At 60.9% G+C, this 18,900-nt stretch carries 16 protein-coding genes; 7 read left to right on the forward strand and 9 right to left on the reverse strand.

All coding sequences use genetic code 11. The features are described from left to right. Window positions 1-121: 121 nt before the first annotated feature. Entirely contained in the window at window positions 122-289 is a 168-nt protein-coding gene (locus ACHZCU_RS15180; RefSeq protein WP_181190649.1) for a hypothetical protein, read from the reverse strand. Window positions 290-515: 226 nt separating this feature from the next. Then, entirely contained in the window at window positions 516-653 is a 138-nt protein-coding gene (locus ACHZCU_RS15185; RefSeq protein ID WP_319519432.1) for a hypothetical protein, read from the reverse strand. Here ACHZCU_RS15185 and ACHZCU_RS15190 point away from each other — a divergent pair. Further along, a complete protein-coding gene (locus ACHZCU_RS15190) occupies window positions 652-2,487 on the forward strand; it encodes an aminopeptidase P family protein (protein ID WP_319519433.1) in 1,836 nt (611 codons plus the stop codon). The genes ACHZCU_RS15185 and ACHZCU_RS15190 overlap by 2 nt on opposite strands. On the opposite strand, the gene ACHZCU_RS15195 is transcribed toward ACHZCU_RS15190, so the two are convergent. Next, a complete protein-coding gene (locus ACHZCU_RS15195; protein WP_106301865.1) occupies window positions 2,477-2,794 on the reverse strand; it encodes an AzlD family protein in 318 nt (105 codons plus the stop codon). The two genes, ACHZCU_RS15190 and ACHZCU_RS15195, sit on opposite strands and share 11 nt — an antisense overlap. Further along, a complete protein-coding gene (locus ACHZCU_RS15200; protein WP_319519434.1) occupies window positions 2,791-3,492 on the reverse strand; it encodes an AzlC family ABC transporter permease in 702 nt (233 codons plus the stop codon). Before ACHZCU_RS15200 ends, ACHZCU_RS15195 begins: the two co-directional genes overlap by 4 nt. 158 nt (window positions 3,493-3,650) lie before the next feature. Between ACHZCU_RS15200 and ACHZCU_RS15205 the strand changes: the two genes are divergently transcribed. Next, window positions 3,651-3,887 carry a DUF2164 domain-containing protein gene (locus ACHZCU_RS15205; RefSeq protein ID WP_319519435.1) on the forward strand — a complete coding sequence of 79 codons (237 nt, stop codon included), beginning with the start codon at window positions 3,651-3,653 and terminating at the stop codon, window positions 3,885-3,887. Here ACHZCU_RS15205 and pncA read toward each other — a convergent pair. From pncA to ACHZCU_RS15220, 3 genes are all read right to left on the reverse strand, one after another. Beyond that, a complete protein-coding gene (gene pncA / locus ACHZCU_RS15210) occupies window positions 3,884-4,510 on the reverse strand; it encodes a bifunctional nicotinamidase/pyrazinamidase (RefSeq protein ID WP_319519436.1) in 627 nt (208 codons plus the stop codon). The genes ACHZCU_RS15205 and pncA overlap by 4 nt on opposite strands. 65 nt (window positions 4,511-4,575) lie before the next feature. Then, complete coding sequence (locus ACHZCU_RS15215) at window positions 4,576-6,858, reverse strand: EAL domain-containing protein (protein ID WP_319519437.1); 2,283 nt, start codon at window positions 6,856-6,858, stop codon at window positions 4,576-4,578. 216 nt (window positions 6,859-7,074) lie between these two features. After that, the gene (locus ACHZCU_RS15220) at window positions 7,075-9,525 is read right to left on the reverse strand and encodes a UvrD-helicase domain-containing protein (protein WP_319519438.1); all 2,451 of its coding nucleotides are present in this window, start codon (window positions 9,523-9,525) and stop codon (window positions 7,075-7,077) included. A gap of 243 nt (window positions 9,526-9,768) precedes the next feature. On the opposite strand from ACHZCU_RS15220, the gene ACHZCU_RS15225 reads away from it, so the two are divergent. The 4 genes from ACHZCU_RS15225 (at window position 9,769) to ACHZCU_RS15240 (ending at window position 15,713) form a co-directional block, all read left to right on the forward strand. Further along, a complete protein-coding gene (locus ACHZCU_RS15225) occupies window positions 9,769-10,905 on the forward strand; it encodes an efflux RND transporter periplasmic adaptor subunit (protein WP_319519439.1) in 1,137 nt (378 codons plus the stop codon). Continuing rightward, on the forward strand, window positions 10,902-14,099 hold the full coding sequence (locus tag ACHZCU_RS15230; protein WP_319519440.1) for an efflux RND transporter permease subunit: 3,198 nt from the start codon (window positions 10,902-10,904) through the stop codon (window positions 14,097-14,099). Before ACHZCU_RS15225 ends, ACHZCU_RS15230 begins: the two co-directional genes overlap by 4 nt. 224 nt (window positions 14,100-14,323) lie before the next feature. After that, a complete protein-coding gene (locus tag ACHZCU_RS15235) occupies window positions 14,324-14,923 on the forward strand; it encodes an OmpA family protein (protein ID WP_319519441.1) in 600 nt (199 codons plus the stop codon). A 139-nt stretch (window positions 14,924-15,062) separates the two neighbouring features. Then, the gene (locus ACHZCU_RS15240) at window positions 15,063-15,713 is read left to right on the forward strand and encodes an OmpA family protein (RefSeq protein WP_319519442.1); all 651 of its coding nucleotides are present in this window, start codon (window positions 15,063-15,065) and stop codon (window positions 15,711-15,713) included. Between the two features lie 231 nt (window positions 15,714-15,944). Here ACHZCU_RS15240 and ACHZCU_RS15245 read toward each other — a convergent pair whose 3' ends face one another. Both ACHZCU_RS15245 and ACHZCU_RS15250 read right to left on the reverse strand, forming a co-directional pair. Then, window positions 15,945-16,214 carry a hypothetical protein gene (locus tag ACHZCU_RS15245; protein WP_227023528.1) on the reverse strand — a complete coding sequence of 90 codons (270 nt, stop codon included), beginning with the start codon at window positions 16,212-16,214 and terminating at the stop codon, window positions 15,945-15,947. A 208-nt stretch (window positions 16,215-16,422) separates the two neighbouring features. Continuing rightward, window positions 16,423-17,874 carry a D-alanyl-D-alanine carboxypeptidase gene (locus ACHZCU_RS15250; RefSeq protein ID WP_319519443.1) on the reverse strand — a complete coding sequence of 484 codons (1,452 nt, stop codon included), beginning with the start codon at window positions 17,872-17,874 and terminating at the stop codon, window positions 16,423-16,425. Window positions 17,875-18,148: 274 nt separating this feature from the next. Between ACHZCU_RS15250 and ACHZCU_RS15255 the strand changes: the two genes are divergently transcribed. Beyond that, window positions 18,149-18,877 (forward strand): rhomboid family intramembrane serine protease, encoded by a 729-nt coding sequence (locus tag ACHZCU_RS15255; protein ID WP_319519444.1) that lies wholly within the window; start codon window positions 18,149-18,151, stop codon window positions 18,875-18,877. Window positions 18,878-18,900 lie beyond the last annotated feature (23 nt).

Below are 18,900 nucleotides of genomic sequence, written 5' to 3' on the forward strand. Positions count from 1 at the left end.
GGGCCATGCCTTGCGGCACGGCCCTTGTTTTGCTGACCTGCGGCGTTCCGCGAGCGGGGAGGACGCTCAAGCAGATTGCGGGGTCTGCACGACGCTTTTAAAGCGCCGGAAATCGTCTCGATTAGAACAACATCGAGCTGTTGGCGTTGCGACGCAGTTCAGCGCGCGACTTGCCCATCTTCTTCAGGGATTCGTCGTCGAGCTTCAGAAGTTCGGCATTGACGAAACGGTTGGCCTGGCTCTGACGGGCGCTGGCGATGTTCTTGTAAGCGGTACGGAAGAAACCCATTTTAAATTCTCCTTTTCTGGCGGATCGTGCCGGACGGCCATTCCGTCCTTCGATCCATTGTGCTTCGCGGCTATCAGTCCTGATCCCCTTGATCATCACCGGCGCGAAGCCTTCATCAATCAACTGTCTGGAATATAGGCCGTGCCTTTCGCTTCAGGCAGGTGGGTAGTCGAATGGGAGCCATGCAGAAAATGCATGCTCTTTTGTGGAACTGGCAAAACGCCTGTCATGCTGCACGAATAATGTGCATCGATGCCTGTTCCCGGGGCAGGGCGCGCCATGTGTGAAGCGCCAACGCCAATTGTTGTGATGGCGGATGAAACGCTCTATCGTCGCGCCGATCGAATTGATTGGTGATTTTCATGTTTCAGTCCTACGACGTTTCCGCCCGCCCGGAGCAGGCCGCCCCGCGCATCAAGGCCTTGCGCGCGCTTTTCCCGTCCTTGGGAATCAATGCAGTGCTGGTGCCGCGCACCGACGAATATCAGGGCGAGTATGTGCCGCCTTCAGCCGAAAGGCTTGCCTGGCTCACCGGTTTTACCGGTTCTGCCGGCATGGCGCTGGTGATGGCTCAAGCCGCGATCGTGTTTGTCGACGGTCGTTATACCTCCCAGCTGAAAATGCAGACAGATCCGGCGCTGATTTCCGGCGGCGATCTGGTGGGCTGCCCGCCCACTGCATGGCTCACCGAAAACAGGCCGGAGGGTATGCGTCTCGGCATCGACCCCTGGCTGCATACGCCAAGCGAGGTCGAGCGCCTGAAAGCGGCGCTCGGGGACATCGGCGGCGAACTCGTTCTGCTTTCCGAAAACCCGGTCGACCGCATCTGGGATGACCAGCCTGCGCTGCCTTCTGCGCCGGTTTCTGTTCAGCCGCAGCAATTTGCCGGAAAACCGGCGAAAGAAAAGCTTGCCGCCGTTGCCGACACCGCCCGCAAGAACCGGGCAGATGCGGTGCTGATCGCCGATTCGACCTCCGTTGCCTGGCTTTTCAATATTCGCGGCAATGATGTCGCCCACACCCCGGCGCCGCTGTCGCGCGCAATCGTAAGGGCGGATGGCAGCGCCACGCTGTTTCTGGCGGTAGAAAAAGTCTCGGGGGAAGCCGAGGCGCATATTCGCGGGCTTGCCACGCTTGCGGCCCCGACAGCCATTTCGGCCCATCTTGAGGGGCTTGCGCGCGAAGGGTTTTCCATCATGCTCGATCGTTCGGGCGTGCCCTATGCCGCGCTGCAGATCATCGAGGATGCAGGCGGCCGCATTATCGACGCCGCCGATCCGGTTGTCGCCGCCCGCGCCGTCAAGAATGACGGGGAGCAGGCGGGAACACGTCAGGCCCATCTGCAGGACGGCGCGGCCATGGTGACGTTCCTCAGTTGGCTTGACGCTCAGCCGGCCGGAACCGTCAGCGAGATCGAAGCGGCAAAGGCGCTCGAGGCCGCGCGGTCTTCCGTCGGAGAGCGTATGCAGAACCCGCTGCGCGACATTTCCTTCGACACGATTTCCGGTGCGGGACCCAATGCGGCGATCATCCATTATCGGGTAACCACCGATACCGACCGCCGGCTTGGGGCGGGCGAGCTTTATCTCGTCGATTCGGGCGCGCAGTATCAAAACGGGACCACGGATATCACCCGTACGCTTCCGGTCGGCGTCGTGGATGACGAAAAGCGGCGTTTCTTCACACTGGTGCTGAAGGGCATGATCGCGCTTTCCACGGCCCGCTTTCCCGCCGGCACGCGCGGCATGGATCTCGACCCGCTGGCCCGCATTGCGCTGTGGAAGGCCGGTGTCGACTATGCCCACGGCACGGGACATGGCGTCGGCTCTTATCTCTCCGTTCACGAAGGACCGCAGCGTCTGTCACGGCTGGGCACGCCGGAGCTCAAACCCGGCATGATCCTGTCGAACGAGCCCGGCTATTACCGGCCCGGCGCCTTCGGCATCCGTATCGAGAACCTGCTTCTGGTGAAGGCGGCGGAACAGGTCGAAGGCGGCGAGATCCCGATGCTTTCCTTTGAAACGCTGACCTGGTGCCCGATCGATCGTCGCCTCGTCATGCCGGAATTGCTGACGGAGGAGGAGCGCGACTGGCTGGATGGCTATCACGCGCAAACCCGCGAAAAGCTGATGCCGCTTGTCTCGGATGAGGGCGAACGCACCTGGCTTGAACAGGCGACGAAGCCCCTTAGCCGATAATGAAATAGCGGCAGACCATCACGATTGACCAGCCGACCGCGATCATCGGCAGAGGTGATTCATAACGCAGCCCTGTGACAAGGGCTGCGGCAATCGCAAGCTTGCTTTCCCAGCCGCCGGCATAAAAGGCGGGCGCCACCAGCGTCGTCAGCACGGCGGCCGGAATGGCGTTGAGCGCGGCTTCGGCGCGCGGCGGAATGTCGGAGACCACCGAAAGCAGGAGATAGCCGGCAATCCGCGTCATGTAGGTCGCGACCGCGGCACCCAGAATGACGAGGATCATGTGGTCGTTGGTGAAGTCGCTCATTGTGCCGCCTCCTTTTTGGTTCCGGGCGGCAGGATTGCGGCAAGCAGAATACCGGCAACAGCACCGATGCTGACATGCCAGGGCGAGCCGATGGTGGCATAGGCCAGGATAGAGCCCAGCGCGCTGATGGCGACCACAGGCAGAAAGTTCGGCCGCTTTCTGAAGCCGATGACGAGGCTCAGGAAATAGATCGGCAGAAGAACGTCGAGGCCAAGCGCGTCGGGATCGCTGATCAGCCCGCCAAGCGTCGCGCCAATCAGCGTCATGATGTTCCAGAGGACATAGAGCACAAGTCCGGCGCCGAGATACCAGGAGAAGGTGACGCGTTCTTCCCGTTCGTGCCGTTTCAGCGCTTCGGCAAATTGCGGATCGGTCATCAGGAAGAAGGCGGTCAGTTTTTTCGGCAGCGAAAAATGCGCGATTACCGGTGTCAGTGCGGCGGAATAAAGCACATGGCGGAAATTGACGGCGACGATCGAGGCGATGATCAGCCACGGCGCAACCCGCTGTCCGAAAAGCTCCACGCCGACAAGCTGGCTGGCGCCCGCAAAGATCGTTATGCTCATCAGCGCGGTTTCAAACACGCTTTGGCCCTGCGCAACGGCGACTGCGCCGAACAGCATGCCGAAAGGCGCTGCCGAAAGGGCAGGGATGAGGCCGGATTTCAGGCCGCTTGAAAACTCCGTCTTCTCTGACACGTGGACAAAATCTCCTGATGATGGCGGGTTTGATCCCCGAAAGGAGCGGCAGAAGAACTGCAGGAGGGGAAACGAGACTTATGTCCGTTTACCGTCTTTGCATTGCCGGCACAAATGAGAAGAATTGATAATGGGATCAAACGTGAGGAAACACCCCGATGATCAGGCTCAGTGCACGCGAAAAAGCCGCCTTGGCGGAGCGGTTGCGGGAATATTGCATGGCGGAATTCGACTGCGAGATCGGCAATCTGCAGGCTGAACTGTTCGCGGACGTCATAGCGCGCGAATTCGCGCCGGTCTTCTACAACAGCGGGCTGCGCGATGCAGAAGCGCTGCTGATGAAGCGCATGGAAAGTTTCGGCGATGAAATTGCCGCTCTGGAAATGCCGGCCTAACTGCCGATTGCGGTCTTGAGGTCGATGATCGCAACGCCCGCTTCACGCATTTCGGCCAGCGCCTGCTCGACGCCCTCCTCGCTGATGCCGCGGCAGCCGTCGAGGATCAGCCGCACCGTCACGCCGGGCAGCATCTCGCGCGCGTCGAGGGCGGTAAACTTGACGCAGAAATCAAGCGCCAGACCGACGATATCGAGCGTGGTGACGCCCTGCTGCTTCAGATAGGCGTCGAGGCCGGTGACGGCGTCGTGATCATTATCGCGAAATGCCGAATAGGAATCGATCTTCGGGTTTTCGCCCTTGCGCTGCACGAAATCGATGGCGGCGAGGTTGAGGTCCGGGTGAAACGCGGCATCTGCGGTATCCTGCACGCAGTGATCCGGCCACATCATCTGCGGCTTTCCCGATAGTTCGCCCATCGTGAAGGGCTCCTTTCCCGGATGCGCGGAGGCAAAGGAACCATGTCCTTCGGGGTGCCAGTCCTGAGAGGCGGCAACAACGCCATATCCGCCCTTCTCAATCAGTGCGTTGGCAACCGGCACCACGGCATCGCCATCGGCAACGGCGAGGTTGCCGCCGGGGCAGAAGCCGTTCTGGATATCGACGAGCAGAAGCGCTTTCATGTGTTTTCTCCCACAAACGGAATGCATATTGCCGACGCGCGGCGCGGCGCGGCCCGGCGCCGGTTTTATTGCGGCGGCGTCAGATAATGGTCGGCCGGTTGGGGCCGGCTGAACAGGAACCCTTGAAGGCCCTCGCAGCCATGTGCGCGCAACCATGCTGCCTGTTCAACGGTTTCCACCCCTTCGGCCACGATCGAAATACCCAGATGATGCGCCATGGTGATGATCAGTTCAACCAGCGAGGTGTCGTTGCTGTCATGCGGAACGCCGGCGATGAAGGTCTTGTCGATCTTGAGTTCGTTCAGTGGAAACTGTTTCAGATAGACAAGCGCGGAATACCCTGTCCCGAAGTCGTCGATCGACAGCCTGATTTTCATATCCCGGATTTTCCTGAGCTGCGAAAGGGCCAGGTCAAAATTGGCGATCATCAGGCTTTCCGTCATCTCCAGCGTCAGCCGTTCCGGATCGAACTGATAGGTCTCGAGCAGCGCTGCAACATCGTCGATGAAGCTTTCCCTGAGAAACTGGCGTACCGAAACGTTGACGGCGAGATGCAGGTCGTCATGTGCGGCCAGCAATTTGCAGGATTCTTCCAGAACCCAGGCGCCGATGGGAACAATCAGTCCGGTCGCCTCGGCAATATCGATAAAGCGTCCCGGCTCGATAATGCCACGCTCCGGGTGATCAAGCCTCAGCAGGACCTCGAAATGCCGTCCGGGTGCGCCGTCGATCACCTTGGGCTGGAGAAAGAGCCTGAGGCCGCCATGCTGCAGCGCCTGTTCCAGCGCGGTTTCAACATCGAACCGGGCGACAAGGTCCTGGACCATGCCGTCATGAAACCATGTGATGCTGCCGCGCCCGTGCGATTTTGCGTTGTGCATGGCCAGATCGGCATGCCGCAAATGTTCAGATGCCCCTTTCGAATTCGGCATGACCAGAACCGCGCCTGCACTGGTGCTCGGAGTGATCTGGTTGCCGTTGATGAAGGTCTGGCGCGACAGAAGGCTGTGCAGCCGTTCGATCTTCTTGTGGGCGGCTGTCCGCGCTGTCTCTTCGCTGCTGCCAAGCGTGGTCAGAAACACGACGAACTCGTCGCTGGAAAGCCGCGCCGTAAAGCAGCCGGGATCGATATTGTCACACAGTCGTCGTCCTGTGGTTCTCAACAGCGCATCACCGATCGCGTGACCGAAAATCGAGTTGATGGCCGCGAAATTGTCGAGGTCGAAGATGGCAATCGCCATATACTGATGACTGACCCTGTGGGTTGCCAGCAGCCCGACAAGAACCTCCTGCGCCTTTGTGCGGTTGGCAAGTTTTGTCAGCGGATCGTAATAGGCGAGCATTTCGATCCGGGCTTCCGTCCGCCGGCGTTCGGTGACATCCCGCCAGACGCTGACCGATCCGAGCCGTTCGCCACGGGCATCGATCACGGGCGCCTTGATCATCTCAAGCGTATATTTGCGGCCTGCCGGATTGGTGACCTCGCCCTGATTGATCAGCTTGCCCTCATCGTTGACGTCGCTGAAGACCTGCTGCATCAACAGCGCGTCGTTGGTCTGGCCGAAAATCTCCCTGTCGGTCTTGCCGACGATCGTTTCCGCCGGCATGCCGATGAATGCGGCTGCCGCCTGATTGCAAGCTTCCAGCGTGCCGTTCGGCCGTTTGAAATAGATCTGGTCCGGTATCGCGTCGATGACCACGCGCAGCAGAAGGTGCTGACGGCTGAGGGCGTTGACGAGCCGACGACCGCGCACGAGGACGAGGGCCAGAATGACGATAATGCCGGAAAGCACCGCAATTGCGGCAATCAGGGTCAGGTTCAGCAGGCCGGATGTGTGTTGCAGTTCCGTGGATTTCCGGCGAACGGCTTCCACCAGGCTCGAGGAATAGGCTGCCAGCGGTTCACTGCCCGCACGCACATCCCTGGCCTCGGAGACAATCGATAAAAGCGCTGTCCGATCCTGAACCGTGATCGGCCAGGAGAAGATGCGCATCGTATGGACGGAACCATCCTGAAAGCGATGGGGGAACAGAAAATAATGCTGCTCGTCCAGACTTACCTCTTCCATCAGCGCCATGATCTTTTCTCTGGGCAACTGGTTCAGTTCGGAGATGGAAAGGTTGCGGAATTCCTTTGATGTCCAGCCATAGAGCGACTGTGCGGCATCGTTTGCAGCCAGGATATCCCCGCTGATCGGGTCGATCAGCAACATCGCAACCGGGCTGTTGCTGAAGATATCGGCGAAGGGCGGAAGGGATGTCTGCGCGTATAACTGCGTGGCAGTAGATGAAGCGAACACGAAAGCGGCCAACGCGATACCGGCAACACGTTTGTCGAATCTTCGCACCTTTCGTGTTGCCATCTTCATATTATCGGTGGCCTTTTGCGGTCGGATGTGGCGGTGCGTAATAAATCAGTGGGCGAACAACCAAAAGTAATCCATGTGTAAGCTTACACGACATAATAACAGGTAAACATTACATTAGAGAAATTGCATTTATGCCGGGCAAAATGCAAGGGGGAGGGAGATGCGGTGTCCCTCCCGGCCTTTTTGAGGGCGTGCTCAGGCCGGTTTGACGAAGCCGTCGAGAACCCGTTTCTGACCGGCCTTGTCGAAGTCGATGGTCAGCTTGTTGCCTTCGATCGCCGCGATGTTTCCATTGCCGAACTTCATATGGAAAACGCGGTCGCCGACCGAAAAACGCGACGGCGTTTCTTCGCTGCTGCGGGCAACGAGCTCGCCTTCGATCGTGCGCCCGCGCGGCCCGCTTTCGCCATATCCGATGCGCTCGACGGCATGACCAGAGCGCGTGCCCCAGTTGTCCCGGGTGGCATCGGTGCGGTGTTCCTGCGCGCGTTTCCAGCCGGGGGTGGCATAGGTGTTGGAAAACGGCTGGGCCCGGTCGAAGCGCGACTGGCCGTAGCCGCCGTAGGAGACTTCCGTTTCGCCGACTTCGACGTGGTCTTCCGGCAGTTCATCAAGAAAACGTGATGGCATGGTTGATTGCCACAGCCCGTGGATGCGCCGGTTCGAGACGAACCAGATGTGGCAATTGCGTTTCGCCCGCGTCAGCCCGACATAGGCGAGGCGGCGTTCCTCTTCGAGGCCGGCGCGGCCGCTTTCATCCAGCGCGCGCTGGTGGGGAAACAGGCCTTCCTCCCAGCCGGGCAGGAACACGGTCTTGAATTCCAGCCCCTTGGCCGAATGCAGCGTCATGATCGAGACCGCGTCCATGTCCTCGTTCTGGTCGGCATCCATCACCAGCGAGACATGTTCGAGAAAACCGCGCATGCTTTCAAACCCGTCCATGGAGCGGATCAGCTCCTTCAGGTTTTCAAGCCTGCCGGGGGCTTCCGCCGAACGGTCGTTCTGCCACATCTCGGTATAGCCGCTCTCCTCCAGAATGATTTCTGCAAGCTCGGTATGCGGCGTGGTCTCGAGAAGCTCCTGCCAGCGGGTGAACTGGGTGACCACATCGTAGAGCGCCTTGCGCGGCTTCGGTTTCAGTTCGTCGGTATCGATCATCTCGCGGGCGGCGGCCAGCATGGGGATATTGCGGGCGCGGGCGTAGTCGTGGATCTTGCGCACGCTGGCGTCGCCCAGGCCGCGCTTCGGCGTGTTGATGATCCGCTCCAGCGCCAGATCGTCGGCCGGCTGGCAGGTGAGGCGGAAAAACGCCATCGCGTCGCGGATTTCAAGCCGTTCGTAAAAGCGCGGGCCGCCGATGACCCGGTAATTGAGGCCAAGCGTGACGAACCGATCCTCGAATTCGCGCATCTGGAAGGAGGCGCGCACCAGAATGGCCATGTCGTTCAAGAGTTCGCCATTGCGCTGCAACTGCTCGATTTCTTCGCCGATGGCGCGGGCTTCCTCTTCGGAATCCCAGGCGGCATGGACCTGAACCTTGTCATCATCCGGCTCGGAGCGTTCGGTGAAAAGCGTCTTGCCGAGCCGCCCGTCATTATGCGCGATCAGCTTGCCGGCAGCTCCCAGAATATGAGCTGTGGAGCGATAATTGCGCTCCAGTCGCACGACCTTGGCGCCGCGAAAATCCTTCTCGAAACGCAGGATATTGTCGACTTCGGCGCCGCGCCAGCCATAAATCGACTGGTCGTCGTCGCCGACACAGCAGATGTTGACCGGACCGTCATCATCGCCGGGGCGTTGGGCCAGAAGCCTGAGCCACATATACTGCGCGGTATTGGTGTCCTGATATTCGTCCACCAGAATGTAGCGGAAGCGGCGGTGGTATTCCTTCAGGATATCCGGGTTCTCGCGGAAAAGCCGGATCGGATGCAGCAGAAGATCGCCGAAATCGCAGGCATTCAGCGTCTTCAACCGGTCCTGATAGGCCTGATAGAGCTGGCGGCCGCGGCCATTGGCAAAGGCGCGGGCGTCACCTTCCGGGATCAGTTCCGGCGTCAGCCCCTTGTTCTTCCAGCCATCGATCATCGCGGAGAACTGTCGTGCCGGCCAGCGCTTGTCATCGAGCCCCTCGGCCTGGATAAGCTGCTTGATCAGGCGGATGACGTCGTCGGTGTCGAGAATGGTGAAATCGGACCTCAGCCCGACGAGTTCGGCATGGCGGCGCAAGAGCTTGACGCCGATGGAGTGGAACGTGCCGAGCCAGGGCATGCCTTCAACCGCGCCGCCGACGAGAATGCCGATGCGCTCCTTCATCTCGCGCGCGGCCTTGTTGGTGAAGGTCACGGCCAGAATCTGGCTGGGATAGGCCCGTCCGGACGCGAGGATATGCGCAATCCGCGTGGTCAGCACCCGGGTCTTTCCGGTTCCCGCACCGGCCAGCACCAGAAGCGGGCCGTCAATGGTCTCGACAGCGTCGCGCTGCTCGGGGTTCAGGCCGTTGAGATAGTCCGGTGGCGCCGGTGCGCGTCGTGCCGCCATGGCGCGGGCGGCAAGCCCGCCCTGTTGCGCCGGCGCGGCGTTGCCCTCCGGTTTGCGCGGTTCATCGTCATCATCGAAAAACGGTATGTCGTCGTGGCCCTGAATCATGGCGTCAATCTAGTGAGTTGAAACGCAAAGGTGAAGGTGCACGCTGAACTGAGAACAAAATATGCACAGCTCGACCGCATTTCCACGTCCAAAAACGTGTAAAATCAGACAAATCACACCGCTGAACATTACAATTCTGTGAGGTTTCATTCCACAGCTTGCAGTGCGTCGGGCGATCTGGATACTTCCATCCATATTTTCCGCCGCGGCGTTTTCGACGGCTTTTTCAAACCGGGGACATTGATGCGTTTCTACAAACAGGTTGCTGTCAGTGTGTGTGTTCTGGCAATCGGGTCTGCAGCCTGGCTTTTTCTGGCGCCCGGCGGGCGGGCCGTGCTGGTGTCCTACGGCATTCTGGATGCGCCGGCAGCCGGCGGTGGCGGCGGTCGCCCGGCCGGCGGGTTTTCGGGCCGTGGCATACAGGTGGTGTCCGCCCCGGTGACAACGGGCACCGTCAACGATGAACTGACGGCCATCGGCAGCGGCGAGGCGATCCGTTCGGTGACCGTGCTGCCCGAGGAATCCGGCACCATTACCGAACTGCTGATCACCTCCGGCGATACGGTCGAGCAGGGCGATACCATTGCTGTTCTCGATGATCGCGAACAGGTGCTGGCCCGCGATCTGGCGCAGGTGGCGCTTGAAAGCGCAACCCGTCAGGCCGAGGTCAACCGCCGTATCAAGTCGGCGATTTCCGATCTGGAAGTCTATAATGCCGAGATCGATCAGCGGTCGGCCGAACTCGACCTCAAATCGGCCGAACTGGCGCTGTCACGCCGCCGTATCGTCGCGCCCATCGATGGCGTTGCCGGCATTGTCGGGGTGAATGTCGGCGATTATGTCACCACCTCATCGGAAATCGTCACCATCGACGATCGCTCCTCGATACTGGTCGATTTCCCGGTGCCGGAGCGATTTGCCACTGCCGTCCGGTCCGGCGCGCCGGTCGAGGCCAGTCTGGTCTCGGCGCCGCAGCAGGTATTCGAGGGCGAGGTGCAGGCCGTCGACAACCGTATCGATGCGGCAAGCCGGACCTTCATGGTGCGCGCGCGGCTCGACAATGACGATGACGCCCTGCGCGCCGGCATGTCCTTCGATGTGTCGATGCGGTTTCCCGGCGATGTCTATCCGGCCGTCGATCCGCTGGCGATCCAGTGGGATTCCAACGGCGCCTATGTCTGGCAGCTTGTCGACGGGCAATCGACCAAGACCCGCGTGCGCATCATCCAGCGCGATCCCGATGTGGTGCTGGTCGATGCCGGGCTCGACGAAAACGATCTGGTGATCATCGAGGGCATCCAGCGCCTGCGGGAAGGCGCTTCCGTGAGCGATATTGCCAATGGTGCCGGTGCCGGCAGCGTGGCGGAGAGGGCGTCATGAGCGACGACGACCGCGAAAACGACAATCTCTCCTCCGATGAAAAACCGGACGTGCCCGAGGCGGACGATGCGCGCAGCGAGGCGGCAAAGGCGATTGCCGAGCATGAGAGCGAGCACGGCTTTACCGCGCTTTTCGTGCGCCGTCCGATTCTTGCAGCGGTGTTCAACGCGCTGATCCTGGTGGCCGGTCTTGCTGCCTTTTTCGGCGTCGAGGTGCGCGAGCTGCCCGATGTCGACCAGCCCGTGATTACCGTGCGCACCAATTTTTCAGGCGCGGCACCCGAAACGGTCGACCGCGAGGTTACCAATGTCATCGAAGGCGCGGTTGCGCGTGTGCCCGGTCTGCAGTCGATGTCGTCGCGCTCCAACACCGGTTCGAGCCGGGTGACGCTGGAATTCAGCAAGGACACCGATATCAATGTCGCGTCGATGGATGTGCGCGATGCCGTTGGCCGGGTCGAGGGGCAATTGCCGGACGATGCCGACGAGCCGCGCATCGTCAAGGCGGATTCAGACTCCCAGCCGGTGGTGCGTCTGGCAATCACGTCGTCCACGCTCGATATTGACGACCTGACGGTGCTGGTCGAAGACGAGATCGAGGACCGTTTTGCCGCAGTCCCCGGCGTGGCCGATGTCGCCGTCTATGGCGAACGGGAAAAGATCTTCCGTATCGATATCAATCAGGCAGCGCTTGCAAGCCGCGGTCTTTCTGTGACGGACCTGACGGCGGCGCTGTCCGATATTTCCTGGGATGTGCCGGCCGGGTCGCTGACCAGCACCACCCAGGCGCTTGGCGTGCGCGCCACCGCGGATGTCACCACGCCGCAGGAATTTGCCGATATCCGGGTGGCCGAAAATGTTCATCTCGGCGATGTCGCCACCGTCGTCTTCGGCCCTGACACCGCCGCAACGGCGCTGCGCTACAACGGGCAGCCGGGCATCGGTCTCGGCATCATCCGGCAGGCCAAGTCGAACACGCTGGAAATTTCCGAAGGCGTGCACCGGGTCGTTGCCGAGATCGCGCCCAATCTGCCCGAAGGCACCACCATCCGGGTTTCGAGCGACGATGCGGTGTTCATTTCCGGCTCGATCGAGGAGGTCGTTCGTTCGCTGCTGCTTGCGGCCTTGATCGTGGTTGCCATCATCTATGTTTTCCTGCGCGACTGGCGCGCGACCATCATTCCGGCCATCACCCTCCCGGTGGCGCTGGTGGGCACGCTGGCCGCCATTTATGTCGCCGGCTTTTCCGTCAATATTCTCACCCTGCTGGCCATCGTGCTGGCGACCGGCATGGTGGTCGACGATGCCATCGTGGTGCTGGAAAACATCGTGCGCCTGCGCGCCGGCGGCATGGGCCCGCGCGCGGCAGCGGTTCTCGGCACCCGGCAGGTGTTCTTCGCCGTCATCACCACCACGGCAACGCTGGCCGCCGTTTTCGTGCCGCTTTCGTTTCTGCCGGGGCAGGCGGGCGGTCTGTTTCGCGAGTTCGGATTCGTGCTCGCCTTCGCAGTAATGCTCTCCTCCTTCGTGGCGCTGACGCTCTGCCCGATGCTGGCTTCGCGCATTCTGGTGCAGCACAAGGACACGAACCCGGGGCCGATCGCGCGGCTGGGCATGCTGTTTGCCCATGTCTATGCCGTCACGCTGCGCTGGGTGCTGGCCGCGCCGCTGGTGCTGCTGTCGCTTGCAGCGCTTTTGATCTTCGGGGCCTATCTTGCCTATGCCAATCTGACCACGGAACTGTTGCCGCGCGAAGACCGGTCGATGCTGATGATGCGGGTTTCCGCCTCGCAGGGCGTTAGTCTTGATTATACGCGAGACCGCATCCAGCAGGTGGAGGAGAAGCTTCAGCCGCTGATTGAGAGCGGCGAGATTGAAAGTATCTTCTCGATTTCGGGGTTCGGCAACAATACAAACAGCGGCTTCGTGGTGATGTCGCTGGCGCCCTGGGCCGATCGAGACCGCACGCAGGATCAGATTGCCCGGGATGTGAATGCGGCGGCGGGCAGCATTCCGGCCGTGCAGGCCTTTGCCTTCCAGCCGAATTCACTGAATATCCGCGGTGCCGGCAACGGGCTTTCCGTGGCCCTTGTCGGCTCCAGCCACGCGCGGTTGAGCGAGGCGGCGACCGCGCTGGTTGAGGCCATGGAAACCGATCCGATGTTCGACGCGCCGCGGCTTTCCGAAGATGCGACCCAGGCGCAGCTGTCGCTCACCCTCGACCGGCGGCGCGCGGCCGATCTCGGCATTGATATCGGCGGTCTTTCGCAGGCGCTGATGGCGATGCTCGACGGCCGGTCCGTCGGGGAGGTGTTCATCGACGGGGAATCCTATGATGTCCAGCTTCGTGCCGATACCAGGAAGGTCGACGATCCCGGCGATTTGAGGAATATTTTCCTGCGCACCGGTGACGGCCGCATCGTGCCGCTGTCGACCATCGCCACGCTGGAAGAAAAATCCATCGCTCCGACGCTGGAACGCGAGCAGCAGCAGGCCGCCGTCTCGCTGTCGTCGAGCCTCGCACCCGGCGTGGCGCTGGGCGATGCCTATCAGCGGCTGCTGGAACTGGCCGAACCGCTGTTGCCGCCGGGCGCCCATGTCGAGGCGCAGGCGGAGGCCGCAGCGCTCGATGAAAACGCATCGGGCATGGAAATGGTGTTCGGCTTTGCGCTCATCATCGTCTTTCTGGTTCTGGCCGCCCAGTTCGAGAGCGTGTGGAGCGCGCTGATCATTCTGGCGACCGTGCCTTTCGGCATCGGCTGCGCCTTCATCGCCATGCTGCTGACCGATACCAGCCTCAACATCTATTCGCAGATCGGTCTGGTGCTGTTGATCGGGGTGATGGCGAAGAACGGCATCCTGATCGTCGAATTCGCCAATCAGCTGCGCGACCGTGGCGAGAGCGTGCGCGATGCCATCGAGCATGCCACCATGCTGCGCCTGCGGCCGGTGATGATGACGATGATCTCCACCGTGCTCGGCGGCATTCCACTGGTGCTGGCATCCGGTGCGGGTGCGGAAGCGCGTATCGCGCTTGGCTGGGTGATTGTCGGCGGGCTCGGCCTTGCCACCATCGTCACGCTTTACGTCACGCCGGTGGCCTATTTCCTGCTTGCGCGGTTCTCCAAACCGAAGGCCGACGAGGAACGGCGCCTCAATGCGGAGATGCATGACGCCGCGTCGATCAGCCATTAGCGGCAGGCGCTTGGGTGAAACCGTCGCTTTCGTGGTTTTCGCGCCCGCGCCGCCAATGTGAAGTGCGGATGATGCCATGCAACCGTAAAAGATGCCGGAGAGGAGCCAGTGTATTCGACCTGTCGTTGAACGGAAAAACTTGCTAAGTCAGGCCCGATACTGTTTTTATGGCGCTTATCGCAATGATCTGCAACGACGATTCCTATCGTCTCGAAGGGGGAAACATGTCAGCCAAGGCAATCACCGCCGTTATCGCAACAGCATTGCTCGCAAGTTGCGCGGCCAATACGCAGAACAGCGTGAACCCGGGCGCCGACGAAGTGTCGGTCACCAATATTTCCGTAAGCGATCCCGGCGACTACATGGACCGCCAGGAAGCGGAAATGCGCCAGAAGCTTGAAGGCACCGGCGTCACCATCGTCCGCACGCCCAAATATATTGCCCTGGTGTTCCAGTCGAGCATCACTTTCGCCACCGACAGTGCCGAAGTCGTGCCGGAATTCGCGCCGTCGCTCGCCGTGATCGCGGGCCTGCTGCAGAAGTATAATGCCACCGATATCGACGTGAACGGCTATACCGATTCAACGGGGTCGGACGCCTACAATCTCAAGCTTTCGCAGCAGCGCGCCAATGCCGTTGCCGGTGCTCTGATCCAGCGCGGCGTCAGCCCGCAGCGCATCATGCCGGTGGGATATGGCAAGGCTGATCCCGTTGCCACCAACGATACCGCCGACGGGCGCGCCCAGAACCGCCGTGTCGAGATCAGGATTGCGCCGCCACCGGCGGCCGGTGCCACCGGTGCCACGGCTGTGGCAACCAACTGACAGCTACGGGCAAAGCCTATAGACAGGATGGTCCGGCGCCTGACGACGGACCATTGTTCTATCCAAATGGCGGTTGCGCCATATCATTGCCGTAATGAGACGGCTTGAAAGTGTTTGAAGCTTCATATTGAGGGACATCATGCTGAAAAAACTGACCATCGCTGCCGTGAGCGTTGCGTTTCTGGCCGGCTGCACCACCACAGACCCGTATTCGGGTCAGACCGTCAACAACAACACCGGTACCGGTGCGCTTGCAGGCGGCGCTCTTGGTGCGCTAGCAGGCCTTGCTGTCGGCGGTGATGCCAAGGGTGCTGCAATCGGCGGCGCCATCGGCGCGATTGCCGGCGGCGGCATCGGCGCCTACATGGACAATCAGGAAGCCGAGTTCCGCCGCGCTCTTGCCGGCACCGGCGTTTCCGTCGTGCGCAATGGCGACCGCCTGACGCTGATCATGCCGTCGAACGTCACCTTCCAGACGGACCAGTATGATATCGCGCCGAATTTCTACAGCACGCTGAATGCCGTTTCGACCGTGCTGCGCAAGTATGACCGCACCGCGATCAACATTAACGGTTATACGGATTCGACCGGTTCGGCCGAATATAACCAGAGGCTCTCGCAGGAGCGTGCCAACAGTGTCGGCAATTATCTGATCCAGTCCGGTGTCGGCGGCAATCGCATCTCTGCCGTCGGGTTCGGCGAATCCAACCCGATCGCCTCCAATTCGACGCCGCAGGGCCGTGCCCAGAACCGCCGCGTCGAGGTGCAGATCTCCGCCGTCAAGATGTAAGGTCTTCGGTTCAGGAAATGAAAAAGGCGCCGCGGGGCGCCTTTTTTTGATGCTGACAAGGCCCAAGAGCGTCAGGTGCCTGAGCGCAGATACACTCAATCGCACGTCGTATCGCCCTGGATACTCCGGTCGAGCCGGAGGATGACGCAGAGGAGGGGATGGGCTTGTTTGTAGATAGACTAAAGGCGCCATGGGGCGCCTTTTTTGATGCTCGGGAATTATTCGGTACGGTCAGCGCAGTCTGAGGCTGATCGGAGCGTGGCCTTGCTGCCGGCTCTGTATATAGAGGTGGATCCGGGCCTCGGGCTGCATGGCACGGGCCGCGCGGTCACCCTGGCTGGTCAGCAGGCCGACGAGTTCCTTGGCTTTGTAGCGGCCCTGAAAACGGGCATATTCGGCAAGTTTCTGAGCGGCCTCGTGAAGCGGGTTGAAGCCGCTGCGGCGCGCGGTTGAGAGTTCGATATTGCCTGACATCATGCCGGAACGCTGTTTCCTGTTCACTTCAATCCCCTTAGCTACGCAGAACAGACAGAGGGTTTTTGTGTGGCATCGGAGGCGATCGTCATTCTTGCTTTCCGAAACCTTACCGAGAAAACTAGCGGCTAAATCTTTCGAAACCCTTTACGGAAAACGCCGGCCCGCAATGCGGACCGGCGTTTTGTTGTTCATCTCGGTTGCGCGCCGAAACGCGCCTGTCTCAGGCTGAAGACTACTGCAGGCTTGCCCAGCAGCTCACGCCGTTGCGCTTCAATGCGCGGCAGGCCTTCACTGCTTCTTCCTGATCGGGGAAGCCACCGAAGCGGGCGCGGTAAATTTCCTGGCCGCCATTGTTATAGGCAAGCGCGAAAGGATCGGACCTGTCGAGCGCGCCGTCGGCCTTGCCCTTCGTGCGGGTAAGCAGATCGCGGGCGCCTTCGGCCGTTGCCGCCGTGCCGACCTGAACCACCCAGCCGCGCGGCTTCTGGATCGAGCTCGTCTTGATCGAAGTGTCAGGCGCGCTTTCGGAGGCCTGAGCTGCGGGAATGATCGCGTCGCCAACGGCATCGGCCATATCGTCGGCGGTCTGCAGCACGTCTTCGACGCTCAGTCCCTCATCATTGTCGGCCGGGCGGCGTGCGCTGGGAACCGGTACGTTGGAGACCAGTTCGGCCTGGACGCCGGTCAGGCCGGCTGCAGCTGCCGGGTTGGCATTGTCATTGGCCGCATAAGCCAGTGCCACACCGCCTTCGGCTGCCGGGCGCGGATAGGGGATGGGGCCGGTTTTCGGGAACACCATGCTGCCGGACCGGGCAATCACGAAATTGCCGCCGCGGCCATTGGAGGCTTTCGGCAGGTAGGTATTGATCAGGCGGGTCGCCCATTGGTCACGGCTTGCCGCCGTCGCGCCACCCATGACAACGGCTGCAATCGATCGGTTGCCGGAAATCACGGACGTGGCGATGTTGAAGCCGGATGCATTGGTATAGCCGGTCTTGATGCCATCAAGGCCCTTGATCTTGCCGAGCAGGTGGTTGTGGTTGCCGATCGTGCTCTTGCCGTATTTGAAGCTGCGGGTGCTGAAATAGTGGTAATACTGCGGAAAATGCTGACGCAGGGCGATGCCGAGGCGGGCCTGATCGCGGGCCGTGGTCTTCTGCGCGCTGTTCGGCAGGCCGTGAGCATTGCGATAGGTGGTGCGCGTCATGCCCAGAGCATGCGCCTTGTTGGTCATCATCTTCGCGAAGTTGGTCTCCGATCCGCCGAGATATTCACCGACAGCGGTGGCGACATCATTGGCCGAACGGGTAATCAGCGCATAGATCGCGGTTTTGACCGTGACGCTGCGGCCGGCGGGGATGCCGAGTTTCGTCGGCGGCTCGGCAGCGGCGTTTTTCGAAAACGGAATTTCGGTATTCAGCGTGACGCGGCCTTCATCCATGGCTTCGAACAGCATGTAGAGCGTCATCATCTTGGTCAGCGATGCCGGATAGCGCGGCGCATCCGGGGCCTCGCTGTAGAGCACTTTTCCGGTATGTGCATCGATCACGATGGCCGCGTCGTTCGAATCCGCGCGGGCGTCGTTTACGGGAACACCGGTCATGATGGCCATGAAGGCTGCGAAGATCATCGCTGCCCGGGATAACCGGCTTGAACGGAAGCGGCGTGTTGCCTGTCTCTGCATTCGAAAAACTCTTGCGAAATCTGGCGGTTGTTGGTTCCTGGCGAAGCCGTGGCGGCATGATAACTGCCGCATTCATCCTTTGCTAGGCTGAACCGGATACTGATCAAATTGCGGTTAATATTCGTTTAAGTTTCCTTAGGCCCCGGCGGCTTTTCCAATGCCGATGCCTCAAACCGCGTGGCGGATGGCGCTCGGTGATCCTTCTGCCAGTTTCGTCGGCGCTTTTCAAACATCTTTCGATCGGATAATCAGAACCCGAACAGGAGTACGACCCATGCGCACACCGCAGACCGGCGGCGCCCCCTTCAGGCCCCAGAGGCGCGAGCCGCCGATCAACCTCCCGCCGGTCGTTCTGGCAGCGCTTGGCGTGCTGTTTGCGATCTTTCTGATCCAGGAATTTGCTCTCGGCTACGCGACCAACCTGATGATCTGGCAGGAATTCGGGTTCCTGCCCGCCCGTTACGTGCATCCGCTTGGCGAGCAGGGGCTTTCCTGGCTGTGGTCGCCGCTGACCTATTCGCTGCTGCATGGCGGCTGGAGTCACATCATCTTCAATGCGATCTGGCTGGCGATTTTCGGCGCGCCGGTTGCCCGCAGGATCGGCGCCGTGCGTTTCCTGATCCTGTGGCTGACGAGCGCTGTGGCCTCGGCGTTTTTCTTCGCCGCCACCGACTGGGGCGCCGTTTCGGTGCTGATCGGTGCCTCCGGTGTGGTTTCCGCCTATATGGGGGCTGCCTGTCGCTTCGTTTTTGCCGGTGGTCGTTTTCTGCCGCAGGCCCATCTTGGCCGGAGACTCTCGATCGGCGAGGTCTTTGCCGATCCGACGGCGCGGGCCTTCGTGCTGGTCTGGCTTGTGGGCAACCTGCTGGTTGCCGTCGGCGTCAGCTTTGTGGGCATCAGTGCGGCCAGCATCGCCTGGCAGGCCCATGTCGGCGGTTTCCTGTTCGGGTTTCTGGCCTTTCCCCTGTTTGACGTGAAGACCCCGCGCACGCTTGTTTTCTAGCGCCGTATAGATCCTCCAGACAC

Source organism: uncultured Martelella sp., from assembly GCF_963677965.2.
In the GTDB taxonomy this organism is placed as follows: Bacteria; Pseudomonadota; Alphaproteobacteria; order Rhizobiales; family Rhizobiaceae; genus Martelella; species Martelella mangrovi.

Excerpts from the sequence above, each read along its gene's own strand:
- ACHZCU_RS15180 (WP_181190649.1), bottom strand. The coding sequence starts at position 289 with ATGGGTTTCTTCCGTACCGCTTACAAGAACATCGCCAGCGCCCGTCAG.
- ACHZCU_RS15190 (WP_319519433.1), top strand. The coding sequence starts at position 652 with ATGTTTCAGTCCTACGACGTTTCCGCCCGCCCGGAGCAGGCCGCCCCG.
- ACHZCU_RS15185 (WP_319519432.1), bottom strand. The coding sequence starts at position 653 with ATGAAAATCACCAATCAATTCGATCGGCGCGACGATAGAGCGTTTCAT.
- ACHZCU_RS15195 (WP_106301865.1), bottom strand. The coding sequence starts at position 2,794 with ATGAGCGACTTCACCAACGACCACATGATCCTCGTCATTCTGGGTGCC.
- ACHZCU_RS15205 (WP_319519435.1), top strand. The coding sequence starts at position 3,651 with ATGATCAGGCTCAGTGCACGCGAAAAAGCCGCCTTGGCGGAGCGGTTG.
- pncA (WP_319519436.1), bottom strand. The coding sequence starts at position 4,510 with ATGAAAGCGCTTCTGCTCGTCGATATCCAGAACGGCTTCTGCCCCGGC.
- ACHZCU_RS15220 (WP_319519438.1), bottom strand. The coding sequence starts at position 9,525 with ATGATTCAGGGCCACGACGACATACCGTTTTTCGATGATGACGATGAA.
- ACHZCU_RS15225 (WP_319519439.1), top strand. The coding sequence starts at position 9,769 with ATGCGTTTCTACAAACAGGTTGCTGTCAGTGTGTGTGTTCTGGCAATC.
- ACHZCU_RS15230 (WP_319519440.1), top strand. The coding sequence starts at position 10,902 with ATGAGCGACGACGACCGCGAAAACGACAATCTCTCCTCCGATGAAAAA.
- ACHZCU_RS15235 (WP_319519441.1), top strand. The coding sequence starts at position 14,324 with ATGTCAGCCAAGGCAATCACCGCCGTTATCGCAACAGCATTGCTCGCA.
- ACHZCU_RS15240 (WP_319519442.1), top strand. The coding sequence starts at position 15,063 with ATGCTGAAAAAACTGACCATCGCTGCCGTGAGCGTTGCGTTTCTGGCC.
- ACHZCU_RS15250 (WP_319519443.1), bottom strand. The coding sequence starts at position 17,874 with ATGCAGAGACAGGCAACACGCCGCTTCCGTTCAAGCCGGTTATCCCGG.
- ACHZCU_RS15255 (WP_319519444.1), top strand. The coding sequence starts at position 18,149 with ATGCGCACACCGCAGACCGGCGGCGCCCCCTTCAGGCCCCAGAGGCGC.